The sequence below is a fragment of the Lysinibacillus odysseyi 34hs-1 = NBRC 100172 genome, from assembly GCF_001591965.1.
In the GTDB taxonomy this organism is placed as follows: Bacteria; Bacillota; Bacilli; order Bacillales_A; family Planococcaceae; genus Lysinibacillus_B; species Lysinibacillus_B odysseyi.
Genome location: NZ_BCVX01000004.1, coordinates 204,729 through 222,159, shown reverse-complemented (window position 1 = coordinate 222,159; position 17,431 = coordinate 204,729). Strand labels below are relative to the sequence as shown.

13 protein-coding genes are annotated in these 17,431 nt (G+C 41.9%); 6 read left to right on the top strand and 7 right to left on the bottom strand.

What is annotated here, in order from left to right:
• Nucleotides 1-345 precede the first annotated feature (345 nt).
• From BOD01S_RS08340 to BOD01S_RS08320, 5 genes are all read right to left on the bottom strand, one after another.
• On the bottom strand, nucleotides 346-1,242 hold the full coding sequence (locus tag BOD01S_RS08340) for a hydroxymethylglutaryl-CoA lyase (protein ID WP_036157169.1): 897 nt from the start codon (nucleotides 1,240-1,242) through the stop codon (nucleotides 346-348).
• Between the two features lie 19 nt (nucleotides 1,243-1,261).
• Entirely contained in the window at nucleotides 1,262-2,617 is a 1,356-nt protein-coding gene (locus tag BOD01S_RS08335) for a tripartite tricarboxylate transporter permease (protein WP_036157171.1), read from the bottom strand.
• Nucleotides 2,614-3,054 (bottom strand): hypothetical protein, encoded by a 441-nt coding sequence (locus BOD01S_RS08330; RefSeq protein WP_036157173.1) that lies wholly within the window; start codon nucleotides 3,052-3,054, stop codon nucleotides 2,614-2,616. Before BOD01S_RS08330 ends, BOD01S_RS08335 begins: the two co-directional genes overlap by 4 nt.
• A 3-nt stretch (nucleotides 3,055-3,057) precedes the next feature.
• Nucleotides 3,058-4,314, bottom strand: a complete 1,257-nt coding sequence (locus tag BOD01S_RS08325) for a hydroxymethylglutaryl-CoA reductase, degradative (RefSeq protein ID WP_036157175.1) — start codon at nucleotides 4,312-4,314, stop codon at nucleotides 3,058-3,060.
• A 137-nt stretch (nucleotides 4,315-4,451) separates the two neighbouring features.
• Nucleotides 4,452-5,000 (bottom strand): helix-turn-helix domain-containing protein, encoded by a 549-nt coding sequence (locus tag BOD01S_RS08320; protein ID WP_036157177.1) that lies wholly within the window; start codon nucleotides 4,998-5,000, stop codon nucleotides 4,452-4,454.
• 427 nt (nucleotides 5,001-5,427) lie between these two features.
• Here BOD01S_RS08320 and BOD01S_RS08310 point away from each other — a divergent pair, with 427 nt between their 5' ends.
• Together BOD01S_RS08310 and BOD01S_RS08300 are read left to right on the top strand one after the other, a co-directional pair.
• A complete protein-coding gene (locus BOD01S_RS08310; protein WP_052124964.1) occupies nucleotides 5,428-6,798 on the top strand; it encodes a metallophosphoesterase in 1,371 nt (456 codons plus the stop codon).
• Between the two features lie 429 nt (nucleotides 6,799-7,227).
• Nucleotides 7,228-8,190: a 2-hydroxyacid dehydrogenase gene (locus BOD01S_RS08300; RefSeq protein WP_036157184.1), complete on the top strand. Its 963-nt coding sequence runs from the start codon at nucleotides 7,228-7,230 to the stop codon at nucleotides 8,188-8,190.
• A 171-nt stretch (nucleotides 8,191-8,361) separates the two neighbouring features.
• Here BOD01S_RS08300 and BOD01S_RS08295 read toward each other — a convergent pair whose 3' ends face one another.
• Nucleotides 8,362-9,699, bottom strand: a complete 1,338-nt coding sequence (locus tag BOD01S_RS08295) for a PA2928 family protein (RefSeq protein WP_036157186.1) — start codon at nucleotides 9,697-9,699, stop codon at nucleotides 8,362-8,364.
• Between the two features lie 303 nt (nucleotides 9,700-10,002).
• Here BOD01S_RS08295 and BOD01S_RS22910 point away from each other — a divergent pair, with 303 nt between their 5' ends.
• Nucleotides 10,003-10,173, top strand: coding sequence for a hypothetical protein (locus tag BOD01S_RS22910; protein ID WP_156117055.1), 171 nt, complete (start codon nucleotides 10,003-10,005; stop codon nucleotides 10,171-10,173).
• Between the two features lie 364 nt (nucleotides 10,174-10,537).
• On the opposite strand, the gene BOD01S_RS22530 is transcribed toward BOD01S_RS22910, so the two are convergent.
• Nucleotides 10,538-11,977: a serine hydrolase domain-containing protein gene (locus tag BOD01S_RS22530; protein WP_088321722.1), complete on the bottom strand. Its 1,440-nt coding sequence runs from the start codon at nucleotides 11,975-11,977 to the stop codon at nucleotides 10,538-10,540.
• 753 nt (nucleotides 11,978-12,730) lie between these two features.
• On the opposite strand from BOD01S_RS22530, the gene BOD01S_RS08280 reads away from it, so the two are divergent.
• The 3 genes from BOD01S_RS08280 (at nucleotide 12,731) to BOD01S_RS08270 (ending at nucleotide 17,326) form a co-directional block, all read left to right on the top strand.
• Nucleotides 12,731-14,137: a YfcC family protein gene (locus BOD01S_RS08280; protein WP_036157189.1), complete on the top strand. Its 1,407-nt coding sequence runs from the start codon at nucleotides 12,731-12,733 to the stop codon at nucleotides 14,135-14,137.
• A 609-nt stretch (nucleotides 14,138-14,746) separates the two neighbouring features.
• Nucleotides 14,747-15,079, top strand: a complete 333-nt coding sequence (locus BOD01S_RS08275) for a hypothetical protein (RefSeq protein ID WP_052124946.1) — start codon at nucleotides 14,747-14,749, stop codon at nucleotides 15,077-15,079.
• Between the two features lie 462 nt (nucleotides 15,080-15,541).
• Nucleotides 15,542-17,326: a PD-(D/E)XK nuclease family protein gene (locus BOD01S_RS08270; protein ID WP_036157192.1), complete on the top strand. Its 1,785-nt coding sequence runs from the start codon at nucleotides 15,542-15,544 to the stop codon at nucleotides 17,324-17,326.
• Nucleotides 17,327-17,431 lie beyond the last annotated feature (105 nt).

Genomic DNA, 17,431 nt, shown 5'->3' with positions numbered 1-17,431 from the left:
TATTGCCTCCTTTTCTAGCGACTTCTCTCGCATATATCTATCATAAACTTAGAGACACGAAATTTGTTGAATTTTTAGAAAGTTAGATAGAAAGACTTATCAATGAACTCTTAGGCCCATTTTCACCTTCTTGCTTAGGTTGATTAATCGCGAGAACCTTTAAACTCCCCAGCAAACCGCGCGGGAGTTTCCGACATATACACTCTCATTAATTGGCTATTGTTATTTCTGCATCTGAGTAACTCAGGATAGAGAAAGCCATATATAACAAAAAGTCTTTCCCCTCCCCCGCTGACAGCCTACGTAAAAAAAGGATATGGGAATGACCTTCCCATATCCTTTTTCTTATTGGCTTTGCACCTTATACACTTTACTATCGGGCTGTCTATTGATTGCCTGCTGTAAAAACTGTGTGGCGGTAAATAGCTTTTCTTCGTCAATATTCGTTTCCACACCTAGCCGATGCAGGAAATTTACTAGATCATTCGTTGATACATTGCCGCTTGCACCCGGGGCATAAGGACAGCCGCCCAAGCCGCCGATTGCGCTGTCGTACTTTGTAATGCCCATCTCAAGTGCTGCGAATATATTCGCTAAAGCACGGCCGTACGTATCATGAAAATGAAGCGCAAACAGCTCACGGTCATAGTCGGTAAGCAGCTCCAATAAGATTGCTTTTACCTGTACAGGGTCCGCTACACCGATTGTATCGCCGAGCGAGATTTCAGAAACGCCCATCTCTATATACGCATCGATAATTCTCTTCACTGTTTGCAGCTGTACTTCGTCACCGAACGGACTGCCGAATACAGTGGAAATATAGCCTCTTAACGGTATACCCGCATCATTTGCCGCAGCCGCTACCGCCTTTAAATTTTGCAGGGACTCGTCGATGGAGGCATTTACATTGCTTTTATTATGCTCCTCGGAAGCAGAGATAAATAAAGCAACCTCGTCAACCTTTTGTTTAATAGCCCCTTCCATCCCTTTCAGGTTAGGGACAAGCGCAGCATATGTTATTTTTTCATCGCGTGTGATTTGCTCGAACACTTCATTATGATCAGCCAGCGCCGGTATCCATTTGGGGCTGACAAAAGACGATACTTCGACATGACGGACGCCTGTTTTGCTTATTAAGTCAATCCACTGCACTTTCAAATCAGTTGGAATAAATACCTTCTCATTTTGTAAGCCGTCACGTGGACCGACTTCCCTTATTTCCACTGCTTTTGGTAAGGTCATATAAATACACTTCCCTTCACTAAATGCCGAACAGCTGCAGCATAATCCAGCTTGATGCGTAGAACACCATGAATTGTACACCGGCCCCTACACCTAAAATACGGTTTAATAGCCCGCCGACAGTTGCGACTGTGAATGTTAACACAACGCCTAATAGCTGCGCTTCGTTATAGGCAAGCAGGAATGCAAGACCGATGAACATCGCCACGATTGCTTCCTGGCTGATGTATTTTAATACGAGCACAGACGCTTTCCGCGCATAATTCATCGCAAACGGATAGGCAATTAATACCGCCACCGTAATACCGATCAATCCGAAAATGAAGAAATCCCATGACGACATTAACGTGTGCAGATTGTGTACCGGTTCTACCGTAAATACGGGTGGTGCATTGAATAAAGGTGATGCCGGTCCAAGTGCAACCGGGCTTAACGGAATACCGAATGCAATTAACGGAATAATGGCTTCGGCGATATAAGTCGACTCTGTTACACCATTCATTACCGTCAGGCTCGTTGTCGATTTTTTATAGGCGCCTTTTGTACGGGAGCCGACAATTTCACCCATCAAAGATGTCATCCCTACAGGACTGAACACGAATGTGAGGGAAGAAAGAAACGTTGTAATACCCGTAAAAATGGACTGTCTTTTCGATAAAATCTTAAATGGATTCGGAAAATAACCTTTCCATGATTTCGTGTCCGGTGCAAGATTATATTCATTTGGCTTACTGCGTGTTAAATCATTTTTTGACACAGGAGAAGCTGCCATTAAAATATTACAGAACATCGGTCCGATGGCGATCCCTAAAAAGAAAGTAATGCTTAAATGCTTATCAAGCATCAAAAAGCTGACGCTGTCCAAAGCTTTAATGAAAAACGCAAATGGGATAATGATTAAAATACTTGCCCATTTTCCCTTTGAGAAAAACGCAATCAAAACAGCGGCAAGCGTAAAAATAATGCCTGATGACGATTTAAAGAAATCGGCAAACTGGCCTAAAAACTGGCCTAACAGTACAGCCGTCGGTAAAGCGATAAACGCTCCGATGACACCGCCGGAAATCATTTTACGCAGTGCAACGTGCGGCATTCCCAAGCGGCGTAATGTGTTCGCATGGTCAATCAGCGGTACGGCCGTTGTATCACCCGGAATCCCTAATAACGCGGTAGGCACAGCATGTGTTAAGTGCTTCGATAACACCCCGGCCATGAAGAACGCAAATACCCCTTCAGGAGGTGCCCCCAGTAAAATCACCAGCAATGTAATCGGCACCATAATCGCTGTTTCGTCTGTTCCTGAAATGAGCCCGATAATCGTAAAGATGGCGGCACCTAACAAGGCAAATAAAAGAGCTATTAAATAAATACTCATTTGTTATCCGCTCCCTTCAAGCTTTGCAGGCTGGAAAGAATGCCTAAATTCTCAAGCTCTTTTTTCGTTACCGGATCTTCTTCGATCAGACGTATTTCCTCGTCGATATCAATTTGTAAATCCTCAAACGCTTCCTTCAGAGAATGGCTGGATGTTTCATCTTCTACTAAAATACGCTTCGGTTTAAATAGAATCGTATTGATAGCGACGACGATCAGAATACCCGCGATTCCTGTTAACAGCGAATAGGAGTTAATCATCTGCGGATCCGCAAACTTCGGGAATATCCACTGCCCGAGCTGATAGCCTAAAAAGCTGGCTCCTACACTTAAAATAATCGAGATAATTAACTGATTTCCGGAAACTGTGTCACCTAAAATTTCGATAAACTTCTTTTCCGCTGTATTTTTTTTCTCATCATATTGAGTATTTGTCATATGTTACTCACCCCGCAGAGAGTTCGTAATTTCTAGAATACGATCATAGCGGAAATCCTTCTCTTCCACCGCCTGCTGCACGACACGGTCAATAATATCGCCTGTTGCTCCAGCCATGACAGCCAGGTTTTTTGCATGCAGACGCATATGGCCAGACTGAATGCCTTCAGCCGAAAGCGCCCGTAAGCTTGCCAGGTTTTCTACTAATCCTACCGCGGCGATATAGCCGGCCAGCTCCTCAGCTGACTGCACACCCATAATTTTCAGTGCTGCTTTTGCCACAGGGTGCGTCTTTGTAGCCCCTCCGACAATCCCGACAGCTAGCGGCAACTCCAGCGTACCGACAAGGTTTCCTTCTTTATTCAGCTCCCATGTCGTTAACGAACGGTATCTGCCTGTACGGGCAGCATATGCATGGGCGCCGGCCTCAACAGCGCGTGTATCGTTGCCCGATGCCAATACTGCAGCTGTAATCCCATTCATAACCCCTTTATTATGTGTGGCAGCCCGGTATGGATCAGCATCTGCAAATTCATACGCACTTACAATATTTTTGGCGATTTCCATACCGCCCAGCATGTCTGTCGAGAATTCTCCGCGCGCACGCACAATCCGTTTATCCGCTAAATTCGAAATAATCCGCAGCACGACCCGTCCATTTGTAATCCGTTCGATTAACGGTGAAACAGATTCCGCCATCGTATTGACGGCATTGGCACCCATCGCATCCTTCGTATCTACGATTAGGTGTACGACGACCATCGTTTCCTTTGCCGTGTCAATCAAGTGTACTTCAATATCCTTTACACCGCCGCCTAGCTTTACTAGCGTTGGATCTTTTGCATTACAATGCTCGATGATTTCATCTTTATGTTCAAAAATTTTCGCTCTCGCTCCGTGCGGATCCCCGATATTTAAAACTTGAATCTGCCCGCGCATCACAGTGCCCGAACTGGAGGTAAAAATGCCGCCCAATTCATATGCCGCACGTGCTGCATTACTAGCCGCCGCGATCACTGACGGTTCTTCCGTAGCCATCGGGATAAATACCTCTTTGCCATTTACTTTAAAGTTGGCCGCTACCCCAAGAGGCACTGAAATATGTCCAATAACATTTTCCACCATTGCATCAGCAAGCTCTAACGGAAGTCCGCTTTTTAAAGCTTCCACTTCCTCATTTGTTAAATTTGATTGTTCAGCGATCAGCTTGATTCGCTCTTCTACCGAAAGTAAGTAAAACCCTTTAATACGTGAAGTCATCCCCATACCCCCAAAATCAAAAAGTGTAATACTATTCAACTTAGTTGAATGATATTACACCAATTGTAAATTGCTTATAGCCAATTGTAAACAAGAAAATTGTATTTACGATAATATTTACGCTTAAGCGAATAGATTTAATCCTCCACATAAATCGTCAATACTTTTGAGTTTTCCTCAGAATTGTTAATGAATATATGCTCTTTCTTCCCGGAAAAATAAGCGGAGTCCCCCTCTTCCAACGTGTAAAATTTATTATCGTATTTTAGGGTGATGCTGCCTGAAATTACATAAATAAACTCGTCATTATCATGTGTGTACGGAGCTAAATTTTCCGCCCCGTTATGTACCGTCACGATGGAAGGATTGATATTGCTCATATAGCTTTTATTCGCCAAAAGCTCATATTGATAGCCGAGTTCATTCGTTTCAACGGTTTCATTGCGCTCCTTTTTAGACACAATGGAAATGCCGTCAAACTGATCCTGTATCACAAACCAAGCCATAGGCACATCAAATATTTCCGCAATTTTGGACAAGGTCGCCAAGCTCGGCGTCGCCTTCCCGTTCTCTATTTTCGAAATATGGCTTTTTGTTAAATTGATCTGCGTTGCTAAATCATCCTGAGACATTTTATTTTTCTTCCGCATCTGCTTAATCTTTGCCCCAACTTCTAGTATGTTCATCTAGTCCAGTCCCCTCGATCCATTAGGCTTTTTACAGTAACTATACTATATTTTCAAATGAAGGATAGGAAAATACGGCAATTGTGGAAATAATGAAAGCAGCTTTTGGATATATAGAATTAGTAAACGGCTATAAAAAAGATTTGGCTCTTTCGTTGAAAACATAGAGGACATTATTTTCAAATGAAGACCGCTTGTGGACATTCTATAAAGTTCAATAACTCCCGTAAAATCTGTACGGGCAGAAAACAAAGCAACCTCTTACTTTTCATTCTTTACACAATCATAATATGACATTAACAATAACAGTAAAAACCGATGCTATACTCGAATTGCTATCAGAAAAGATAGTGAAAATGATTGGTGGAGGTTGAACTACTTGCATAAAATTACTCAAAAATTACTATCAGCTACCCTGGCTATATCGATGCTGGGAGGAGTCGGCAGTACGCTTTCTTTTGCCGCCGAAAATCCTAATCCGACTACCGTTAACAAGGTAACTGTCACATTCAATAACGATGCTACAAGCACGAAAGGATTTACTTGGTATACATCCCCAAATTTCAAAAATAGTGACGTACAGGTAGTCAAAAAAGTCGGAGCAAAGAAGCCTAAATTTGATAAAGGGCTGACTTTTAAAGGCACTGTTTCCACTTCTACTAATTCGCAGAAAGAATATGTACATAAGGCTGTAGCAACAGGGCTTGAGCCAGATACGGAATACTATTTCCGTGTGGGAGATGCATCATTAAAAAGCTGGAGTGAAGTAGGAAGCTTTAAAACGGCACCTAAAAAAGGCTCTTTTACGTTTATTGATTTAGCAGATACCCAGGCCAAAACAGAAGAGGAAGCTATTCTCTCGGCGGAAACGATCGAAAAAGCTATGGATACGATTCCGAACGCGGATTTTATAGTCCATAACGGTGACCTGGTAGACAATGGATTGAAAGAGGAGCAGTGGGATTGGCTTTTAGGACATTCACAGGAAAGCCTGTTAAATACAACCTTCGTGCCATCAGCGGGCAATCATGAGGATGAAAACTATGCATTTATCGACCATTTCAATTTAGACGTCCCAAAAAACTCTGCTACTGAAACAGGTGCCTACTATTCTTACGATTATAGTAATGCTCATTTTGTCGTGCTTAATAGTAACGAAGACTCTGAGCGATACGATAATTTTTCAGAAGAGCAGGTTAACTGGCTGAAAGAGGATGTAAAAGCAGCCAAAGCAAAAGGTGCCAAATGGGTGATCGTAAACATTCACAAAGGACCATATACGACTTCCAACCATGCAACAGACGATGATATTATGGGGCCGAACGGGGTAAGAAATCAGATTGCGCCGCTTATGGCTGAACTTGATATAGACTTCGTTCTTCAGGGGCATGATCATATTTACGCACGCACAAAACCGATTAATCATGAAGGCAAAGCTTCAGAGGCTGAAAAGATTACTGTAACTAAAAAAGGCCAGACGACTGAATATACGGTAAATCCAGATGGCACAATTTATTTAATCCCTGCTACTGCTGGACCAAAAGTGTATTATAAAAATCAAGATCCCCTGCTTGGAAATGCATACTATAATCTCTTTGAAGTAGCAGATGAAAACCATGCAGCCATCTACGGTCCCGATCCAGACAAAAATGACCGTCCTGTACGCGGCCAAATTCAAAACTTTGTAGGCATCACAGTTTCTAAAAACAAGCTTGTTGCGGTAACTTACGAAATCGACCAAAACAAAAATAATGCTAAACCATATATTATTGATCAATTCGGCATTATTAAGAATTAGCAATACGTTAGAAAAAAATGTGGTTGAACTTTTGCCATAATGGACGAAGATAGATGAAATACCTTCATGTTTTTAGAACCAAGCTATTCAGCTAGATATGCTCCCCACGAGATAGACAGAAAGTGATCTGTTTATCGATGGGGAGTTTTTTATATGGAAATAGGAATTTAAAGAAACATTGGGACACACATGCTATTCAAGTTTTTGCGCTTAATGAAAAATATAAGTATCAAGTAGCGCCCCTCTATTATTTAGGAGATGCTATTGTTATAGTGTTTTTATATCCGTTGTTTTTTAGGAATGCCGCATTTACTCCATGTCTTAAACAGCAAAGTGTATCTATCTAGTTTTCTATTGCTGTTTCCATAACGGCAGCTTCAATTCAGTTATCATCACTTTTGCATATCATGATAATCAAGGAGGTTACACATGAAACCGTTATTGTATGTGACGCGCAGATTGCCTGAAGAAACAATTGACATGCTTTCGGCGCATTTTGAAGTGTCGGGCTGGGAATCCGAAGAGACGCCCGTTCCGAGGGAAATATTAGAACGAGAAATTGAGAAAGTGGATGCGTTATATTGCTTAATAACCGACACAATCGATGCAGCCCTTCTGGAAAAAGCGAAAAACTTGAAAGTGATCAGCACATTATCTGTCGGATTCAATCATATCGATATCGAAGCTGCCAAGGCACAAAACATTGCCGTGACCAACACCCCGGGTATTTTAACGGATACGACGGCAGATTTAACCTTTGCCCTCCTCATGGCCACGGCACGCAGAATCCCGGAAGCTTCCGAGCATCTCCGCAACAATGAATGGCGGTCCTGGTCGCTGTTCAGTTTGACTGGAAGAGATATCCACCACGCAACCATTGGGATTATCGGGTTCGGTGCTATCGGACAAGCCGTCGCAAAGCGTGCAAAAGGTTTTGATATGAATGTACTCTACTATAACCGCTCGCGTAAATACGAAGCGGAAGAAATGCTTGGCGCATCCTATCAGGAGCTTGATGAATTATTGAAAAAATCCGATTTTGTATGTATCTTAACGCCATATTCCGCTGAAACGAAGGACTTAATAACAGCCCGTGAATTAAAGCTGATGAAAAAGACGGCGGTTCTGATCAATACCGCACGCGGCGGTATCGTGAATGAGGACGATTTATATGATGCACTTGTTCATGGGGACATTTATGCAGCAGGACTGGATGTATTTGCGGAAGAACCGATCGCCCCTGATCATAAACTGCTTACACTGCCGAACCTCGTTGCCCTCCCCCATATCGGCAGCTCTACTATTGATACACGGCTAGGCATGTGCAGGCTTGCTGCCCAAAACCTGATTGATTTTATGCAAGGCAAACGAAGCAACATTGTAAACGGATAGCGGATTTTGATTGTGCCGGAGATTTTTATCGCAAATGTTGAAGTGGAAGCTAAAAACCAATTACCAATAAAAATAAGACGGCGGGATTCTATCCTACCGTCTTATTTCATTGCTATATTAATGCTTGAGAAGTAATGGATTGCGCACATTTAAATGTAAAAGCGAGAAATGCTAATCAACTACTTGCTTCCCGCGCTTATAATCATACTGATAAGCAGCTTTCCCGGTCTCTTTGTTGATTTTGTATTGATAACGACCGGTCCAGGCATAGACAAACTTCTCATCCTGATGGAAGGATAATGAAGTATCCGTATTTTCAGCAGGAGCATCTAGCAGCTGCTCCCAAACTATGTTTCGTTTAGTAAGGTCAAGCAGAGCCAGCGTATACCGATTATCATTGCGCTTTTTCTGATAGGCAACGAGCTGTTTATCAGCTTGTTGGGTTTCGACTAGCCCTACGCCCATTAACTCAGGGTAAAGCGTCTCAATTTCCTCCATTTGTTTTTCATTGCTGCCCGCTTCATCATCCCATGCTTCAGTAAAGGGGTTTATTTTATCGGAATAGCCCGGGTCTTCTGTTACCTCATTTGCAGCCAGGTCGATCATATAATAACGACCGTCTAGACCGTAAAAATAGATTTCATCTGGATTTGTAATAGCATAATCCGTATACATATAGCTTAAGTTATCTGCTAAAACAGGGAACTTTTCGAGTAAGTCTTTTTCGTCCATTTGTTTTTTACCGGTTCTCGGATTTAGAAAATAGAGGGTTTTCTTTTTATTATTTAATACTAGCAGGCCCTCTTTAGTCTCACCTACTAAGTATTCCTGCCACGCAGCACTCCTGCTCCAAACCTTTTCACCGGAATGTAGATCAACTGCGCTGATTAAGAAACTAGTATCGCTCGTGGAAATACCATTTTCTGTTCCGTTAGGTGTTGTCTTTCTGATTTTAACGATGGATACCGGCTTTTCTTCCAAATCGTACATCACAACAGGAGAATCCAGTTCGATTCTGTTCGGCACAAACAGTTCATTAACTCCCCACAGCAGTGATGAAAAAAGGAAAAACTCCATTAGTAAAAGCCAACTGAATTTCCAAAGCACCTTCCCGAAGGATTGTTCTTTTTTCCTGATCCGATAGAATTGCCGGGGAATGTAAATAAGTAAAGACAGGAGGATTAACCCGCCAATAACAGCCAGCATAATGTAGTCAAACCGCCAGCCTGTTGGCAGCCAATTGGCTAGAGAGCTTGGCTGCAGAAACTTGAGTAGCGCCGACCCTAGCAACAAGTTTAAGAGCAGTGCCATAATTAATCTTTTTAAGCTTTTGGTTGTGGAAGAAGGTGCGGTTTCTCCAGCTTTCTTTTTCCCTACTAGATTAAACGACTTTAACGGCAAATACAGCAAGCGAATATATAGTAAGGCCAGAGCAATATTATGTATCATATTAGTATTAAATTTCAGCAGCATCAGCCACTTTTCAAAAAAAGCTGTTATCATTTCCATTTTATCTATCCTTTTTCTCTAATATAGTTAATTGTAACACTACTTTCCATATTTATGGCAGCAATAGATTAATTTGGACTCGCATCTGTAGTTGTACGATATTTCTATTCTGAAATAGAAGCGATAAACAATTAAAAATACTGATTATGTTTTTCGCCGCGGTACAATTCCCCAAAGATGATTTATGAAATCTTTTCAGCTATTAACATTCCAAAAGCAAATTCCTCCTGTGGTAATTGATCAGTGTATAATATGGTAGAGTAAGAGGAAATCAATAGTAATCTTTTGATAGAGGAGGTTTCCATGAATAAGAAGCTAAAGGTAATAAGTATCATATCTGTTATCGTCACTATTGTATCGGTAATAGTAGCGGTTGCCTCAGCATCCATAGCAATCGGCATGCTATATGCCGTCATAAAAATCTTCGCAGCAATATGGACAGCCTTCACCGACTTTTGGTACGGCAATGGGTAACGGAACCGGAACTACATAGAATGGTTATATAGGAACTCGTCGGCCGTATGATTCGGCAAGCTGCTTTCTTTCATTACCCGATTCAAATTTCTTTCAGTTATTTCTTACATAAGCATCATCAAGATTGTGATAAACAAAAACAACCATCCAATTATTAACATGCAATTGGATGGGTATTTACATATTTTAGAACTGTGTTGTTTTGCAGCTCTATCCATTACATCATAATAATTTTCCAACGCCCGAAAAAACCCCTTCTGTAAAGCCCCGAGATCCAATGAATAGAGTCACCTGGCAACAACCAATGCCGGAAATAAAGAAAGATCCCTGCCCCGCAAGAAACAAGAATCTTTCATAGTATTCTTCATTTCAAAACCACACGGTAATAAATTCTTCTAGCCGTCACTACACAAGCAACCAGGAAAATTACCGTCAGGAAAATCATCGCGGCTAGCCAAAGTCCAAAAGCATCCTTGATAGTCGCGCTGTTATCCTGCAGGCTGGGGACAATAAAGAATAGCCAGCCAATGCCAATAACGGCAATCAATTGAGGGGTCAACCGTAAATAATACTTCCAGGCAGCCTGGTGTTTTCGCTTTGTTGCCCATTTTTTGCTCCGCATAATCCCTCTGATTCCCAGCGCCAGATAAACTAACGTTATCATACCAAGAGTCAGATCGATTATCGTAGGCACGGCTGCGCCAACTTCGGCTTCTTGCCCTTCCGTCAATTGGAGGATTCCTGAACTGATTTCATAAGCATGTTCAAATGTCGGCGTAAAACTATTCAGCAAAACGGCTACAGCATACCCACTGGATGGCACGATATCCTGCTGTGTCTGGTAATTCGTCAATACACCGCTATGTGAAATGCGTGCAGGTTGAATATCCGGTGCGCTCAGTGACCAGCCAAGACCATGCTTTTTGCTGCCTGCCTGAGGAGAATACGATTCCTCTAATAATGATTTTGATAATAATTGTTGTCCCGAAGCATTTTGTCCCCCTGCCGTATGCATCGCCAGCCACTTCCCCATATCAGCAGCTGTTGTCACGATTCCGCCCGAGCCGCTAATCATTTGTTCTAACGGGGGCCAAGGAATTGCAGTTCCGTATGCCGTTATATGCCCTTGAGCCAACCCTTCGGCAGTATCAGTAGACTTGGTGGTATTGAACGATTCATCCATTCCAAGCGGCGCAAAAACCTCCTGCTCGAGATACGCCGAGAATTCCTTGCCGCTGCTTGTTTCAATGACACGGGCCAAAATCCAGTAATTGGCATTACTATAAAAATACCTATCTCCTGGATCAGATTGAAGCTTCCACGTATGGAGGTTTTTGATTTGTTCAGGCAGCGTATCTGCCGGCGGAATGATTGTCGGATTTGGAATACCCGAAGTTTGGCTTAATAGGTGCCGAATCGTAATATCCTCTACTCTCGGGTCATCCAGCGCCAGTTCCCCCAGATGCATCTTCACCGGATCGTCCAGCCCTACCTTCCCCTCATCTGCCAGCTGCAGAATGGCAAATGCCGTAAATGGTTTGGAAGCAGAAGCAAGTCTCAGTAAGGTATTTTCCGTAATAGGCTGACCATCTGAATCTATGCCGTACCCACTTTCATATACGACTTTCCCTTCCTTTACAATGACAATGGCAGCACCCGGCAGACCGTTCTTATCAATGTAATCCTCCACATACCGATCAACAGATTCCTTATCTACCCCCTCCGCAGCATTCGTGGCTGCAGAGAAAGAAAACACTGACATCCATAAAAGCACTGACATAAAAACGATCATTTTCTTATTCATTTGCAGCTCTCCATTCTCTAATGAAAAAGTGATACCGTCGAGTAATTAGATAAAACGCCAGTGAATGGAAACTAAACGACTTTTCCATCTCTTCAGTGAACTTTCAAAAACAAAATAAAGAAAATGCACAAGGGGTCTAATGTAAAATGATCCATCCAACTTTATTTAACGTATGACGAACCGTTCTGTACGATACAAGGGGAAATTCCTTTAACATGCTGCCTATAAATATATCGCCTAATGAAATATTTTTATGCTTCTACTCTCTTTTCGTTCATTCCTGCAAACACTTACTAAAATTATTTAGTTACATAAAGCAATGGTCAGTCTCCAATCATTCGAAACTCATTACATTTATTGATGAAGAGTTTTTCCTATTTACGATTTGTAACGCGACGGCGGATGTTCTGCCTGCTCATTCTAGACACCTTTCATGTCAACATTTGGAGTATTTCCCGGCCCTCAAAATTATAGGTTGTAAAGCAAATAAAAGGGCTGCTAAACATGCACTGATTTCAATCTCTACTTCTTCTTTGGCACAACCGCAACAAGATAATAACAATCTTCTCGTTATTGCACATATAGCACTATTTAAAGTTGTTTCTTCACATTTAGCAGAAAATTATAACTTTACATTAAATTTCAACTACTGTATATTTGTCTTCAATAAATGACATATAGCGACAAACTAAAAAAGAGTGATAGTTACATAATGTCCTATTGTCAAATTATACGATGGGGATTGGTGAATTCATGGAAACTGAACAGAGTGAAAAAAAGAAGAGCTGGCTGAAAGTACCTCATACATATACCCTTATTTTCGCTATTATTTTTCTAGCAGGTATTGCAAGCTACATTATTCCGGCGGGTGAGTTTGACCGCTTTGAGGATGACGAGGGGCGAATGCTCGTTGTAGATGGAAGCTATCATCATATCGAAAGTGATCCAGTATCATTTTTCGAAATGTTTACGGCGGTTCCGTTAGGGCTTGAAAAAGGGGCCCAAATTATTTTCTATATTTTCTTAGTCAGTGGTGTATTTGGCATTATTCGTTCAACTGGAGCCATTGAGGCCGGTGTCTATAAAGGGGTAAAAGCGTTGGAAGGAAGAGAAAAATTGCTCATTCCTTTATCGATGATCTTGTTCTCTGTCGGCGGCTTTACAATGGGGCTGGCGGAAGAAACGATTATTTTCGTGCCAATCGGTGTCGCAATTGCCCGTGCTATGGGGTTCGATGCTGTGACAGGAACGGCTATGATCACGCTTGGGGCCGCCAGCGGATTTTTTGGAGGAATGCTTAATCCCTTTACTGTAGGGGTTGCGCAGTCCTTAGCGGATGTACCGCTATTTTCCGGAATCGGGTTCCGTGCAGTCGTCTATGTTTTTGTTCTCGGCTTTGCGATATTCTACGTGTCCCGATATGCCTTCAAAGTGAAAAAGAACCCACAGGCAAGTGTAATTTACGATATCGAGCAAAAAGCCAAATCGGATGTCTCCAAGATTGACATTCCTGCATTGACAGGAAAGCATAAATTCGTATTCATTGCGATGGCTTGCGGGATTGGCTTTAATATTTACGGGGTCTTCAATTGGGGCTGGTTCCTAACAGAATTAACAGCATCCTTCTTAATTATGGGGTTAATCGCAGGGTTAATCGGCGGTTTAAAACCCGGGACTATTTTTGACTCCTTCATTGACGGGGCAAAAGCTGTAACGTTTGGCGCGTTAATTGTAGGATTTGCCCGTGCCATCACGGTTGTTTTAGAGCAAGGGAAAATTATCGATACGATTGTGTATACAGCTTCAGAAACGATTGGCCATTTGCCGCATGCGATCAGCGCAATCGGCATGTTATTTATCCAGGCACTTTTGAATTTATTTATTTCATCCGGCAGCGGCCAGGCAGCAGCAACAATGCCAATCATGATTCCTATCACCGATTTGCTAGGATTGGAACGTCAAGTCGCTGTTTTAGCCTTCCAATACGGGGATTCCTTGACGAACTCCATTATTCCTACATCATCTGCCTTAATGGCCTATTTAGCCGTTGCAGGCATTCCGTATGAAAAGTGGATCAAATTCATTTGGAAGATGATCCTTGGCTGGGCAGTGATTGCTTGTCTTGCGTTAATTGCAGCTGTTGCGTTAGGCATATCATAAGACAATCAAGGAAATAAGGACAACAACCAAAAACATCATTTTTCTCAACAGAAAAATGGTGTTTTTTCGGTGCAGAGAAACTGATTTCCGTTTCAGGTACGCTTTACACAGGCATCGGGAAGCTTTGAAATAACTTCCGTGCCATTGCTTCACTCTGCAGCAAAAAGCATGCAGTAGACACCTGCACTCGATTCTATATTTCAATCAATTTATAAAGTATCAGATTCTTATCACAAATTTCCGTTAGCTTTCTACTTTTGTCCTCTCCCCACTTCCCTAGACCAAAATATATTAATAAGTGCCTCTTATCCATATAAAAACGCCATTTTGTACATAAGAAAAACTCCCCTTAAAATTAGAAAGAAATGTCCCCTTTTGCTGTCTCGTTTCGATTTATATTATAAAGGGGGAATGAAAAATGAAGTGGCAATGTCAACAGGTACTGATTGCATGTATTTTGAGAAAAACGCCAAGTTTGGGCAGGCAACATTTATTGCATAATTTTGCGTATCGTAACCAGCCCGGAAATCCTATATATCTTTTATGGCGGGTATTGTTAAGGGCAAATCACAGAAATCGGCTCTATCCTTCCGATCAGGAGGGATGTCTATGAAGAAGCTGGTAGAGGGACCTGTTATTATCCTTTATCCAAAACTGGCTGTGAAAGTCGGCCTGCTTGAAGCGATTTTCCTGCAGCAGCTGCACTACAACATCCAATTTTCACAGAGAACGGTAGAAGGCTGTAAATGGTTTCAATGTTCGACCGACGGATGGCTTTTCCAGCTGCCATTCATCTCAAAAAGTACAATTGAGCGGTTAATCAAATCCCTGCATACAAGGAAGTTGATTGAAAAGAAACGATTCGACCACAAAGGCACCTATTATCGTGTCCGGTACGATGAATTACAAAGAGTGCTAGATGTAGACAATGCACCGGTTTGACTACACGTCAATTTGTCGTATACATCCGTTTGACGGGTACTATGCACCAATTTGACATGCAACTATACATCAATCTGGCGGACAGGGCCCCGTCAGATTGACGTATGAAAGCGGCCGCAAACGCTGTGGTACCAACGGCTGGCGGCGCCCTAATATTTAAAGAAAGAATAAAGAAAGAATAAAGAAAAGAAGTCTTACTGTATGCTAAGGTAATAGAGCTGTGGAGTTTTGAGGAGGGACAGGTGTATTAATTTTTTGGAATACTGAAACAGTACCGATAAGATCAGGTGTCTTATCAAAAGCAGTTACTCTAGTGTACTTCATTGGAAACCTGCAGCCAAGGCGTTACAGAAGGAAATCTTGCAGTTAATTTACCAAACAACCTGGTACTCTAATCCGTTTCTTAGTATACAATTAACAAGCAGCACCATAATCCCTCAACATACAAGGAGAATCCTTTCTATGGAAATTCGTGACTTATTTGATCTAGAAAATGAGATAGCATTTCAAAAATTGAATCAACAAGTAAATTCGTTCAACCCTTTAAAGGTTTTGCGTATAGAGCATTATGAAATTCGGCATTCCAATATACTTGCCTGGCTTTTTAATCCGAAAGAGAACCACCGGCTGAATGATTATTTTTTGAGAAAAGTACTAGAGCATCTGTTGCTGATGGATGAAAACCTGGATAACCCGCAATATAGCGCTGTCGGCAGTATTTTAAACCAGTCTTTAATGGAGAGCCATGTGTTCCGCGAAGTGAAAACACATAACAATCGATATATCGATTTAGTCATCGTCAACCAGCAATTACAGACTGTTTTCATCATAGAAAACAAATTCTATTCATCGGAGTCATTCAATCAGCTAAACGATTATCTGGCACATATCCAAAACATCTCACCCGATTTCACGATCATCCCGATCTATTTAACGATAGACGGCGAAACACCGAGCAATGAGCATTACTTCACATTAAGCTATGAGCGCATTGAATACATATTGCAGCATCTGCTGTTATTGTTTGAAGGCCAACTAAATGCACAGGCTTATGCTTTCATTGCACATTATCAGGAAATTTTGCGTGAGAAGTTCTATCCGGATCAAGAGCAGATTGTCCAGGCATTCGATATTTACAAGCAGCACCGGAAGACGCTTGAATATTTAGAAGAGCAGCTGCCACACCATCACCAACTGCATTTTGAGGCCGGTTATGAATTTGAGTTTATCAGTAAATATAAAAATACAATCCAGTATATTTTAAAGCATGGCAACAATATTTTATCGTATAGCTTTGAGCAATTTATAAAGCTTCAATTCGATGGTGAGGTGCTAAATCAGGCACACCCTACTGTCCCGAATCTGGTACCGCCTGAATGGCTTGTATCCGGTACATTACCAATGAAGGAACCAAACTATTGGCTCCAGCACGGGTTAATTATTTGGTTTTCAAAAACAAACGATAACCGGCTAAAAGTAATTGCTGAAATCGGGCCAATACAACATGAGGAGCGCCTGGCACTTATCCAAAAGCTGGAACAATCAGGGATGATTTTTAAGGAAAGCTCCAAAACCGAAAAAGCTAGATATACACGGATTTATTCGAAAAAAATAGATATAAGCAAGTGGGATGATGCAGATGAGCTAGCACAAGGTATGTTGACGCTGTATAATGACGAGGCATTTCTCATGCTGCGGGAACAGGTGGCTGCCGCACTGCGCAATGAACACGTCCTCCCGGAACAAAGGCCAATAAATCTGCACGTATCACCCGCTTCTAATGCAGACCAGGTGAGCCAGATATTCAAAAAATGGGCTGGCCAAAATCAGATTCCTGAAAATGATTACCGGATCTCGGCAAAGCATATCTCTTTTATTATCCCGCTATTTAATGATTTCAAGGAGATATTGGGCGAAACGCAAATCAAATGGTGGTGGAATAACGGACCTTTCCTGTTCTGGTACGAATATTCCGAGCATGAGATTTACTTTACGCTCGAAGTCGGACCGATCGAAGCTGAAAAACGTGTTCCACTGTTGGAAGCCATCCAAAGTGCCGACATCAAATTCAGGAAGCAAGGTTTGAAACCAGATGCCAAATATACACGTATATACATTAAAAGAATGTATATCGAGTCTTTGGACGAAGCAGCGTTAATGAAACAGTTTGACGAACTGTATCACAATGAAGAGCTGCAGCGAATCATAAACACGCTGCAGGACATATATACAGCCATGTTGGAGTAGACCCACTCCTCCATCCGCTTGATTGTTACATCTTTTAATACGAGAAAAAACAAAAAGCACAGATGACCGTTCCATTACTCGTTTCTTGCCCATTCAAGTAGATGG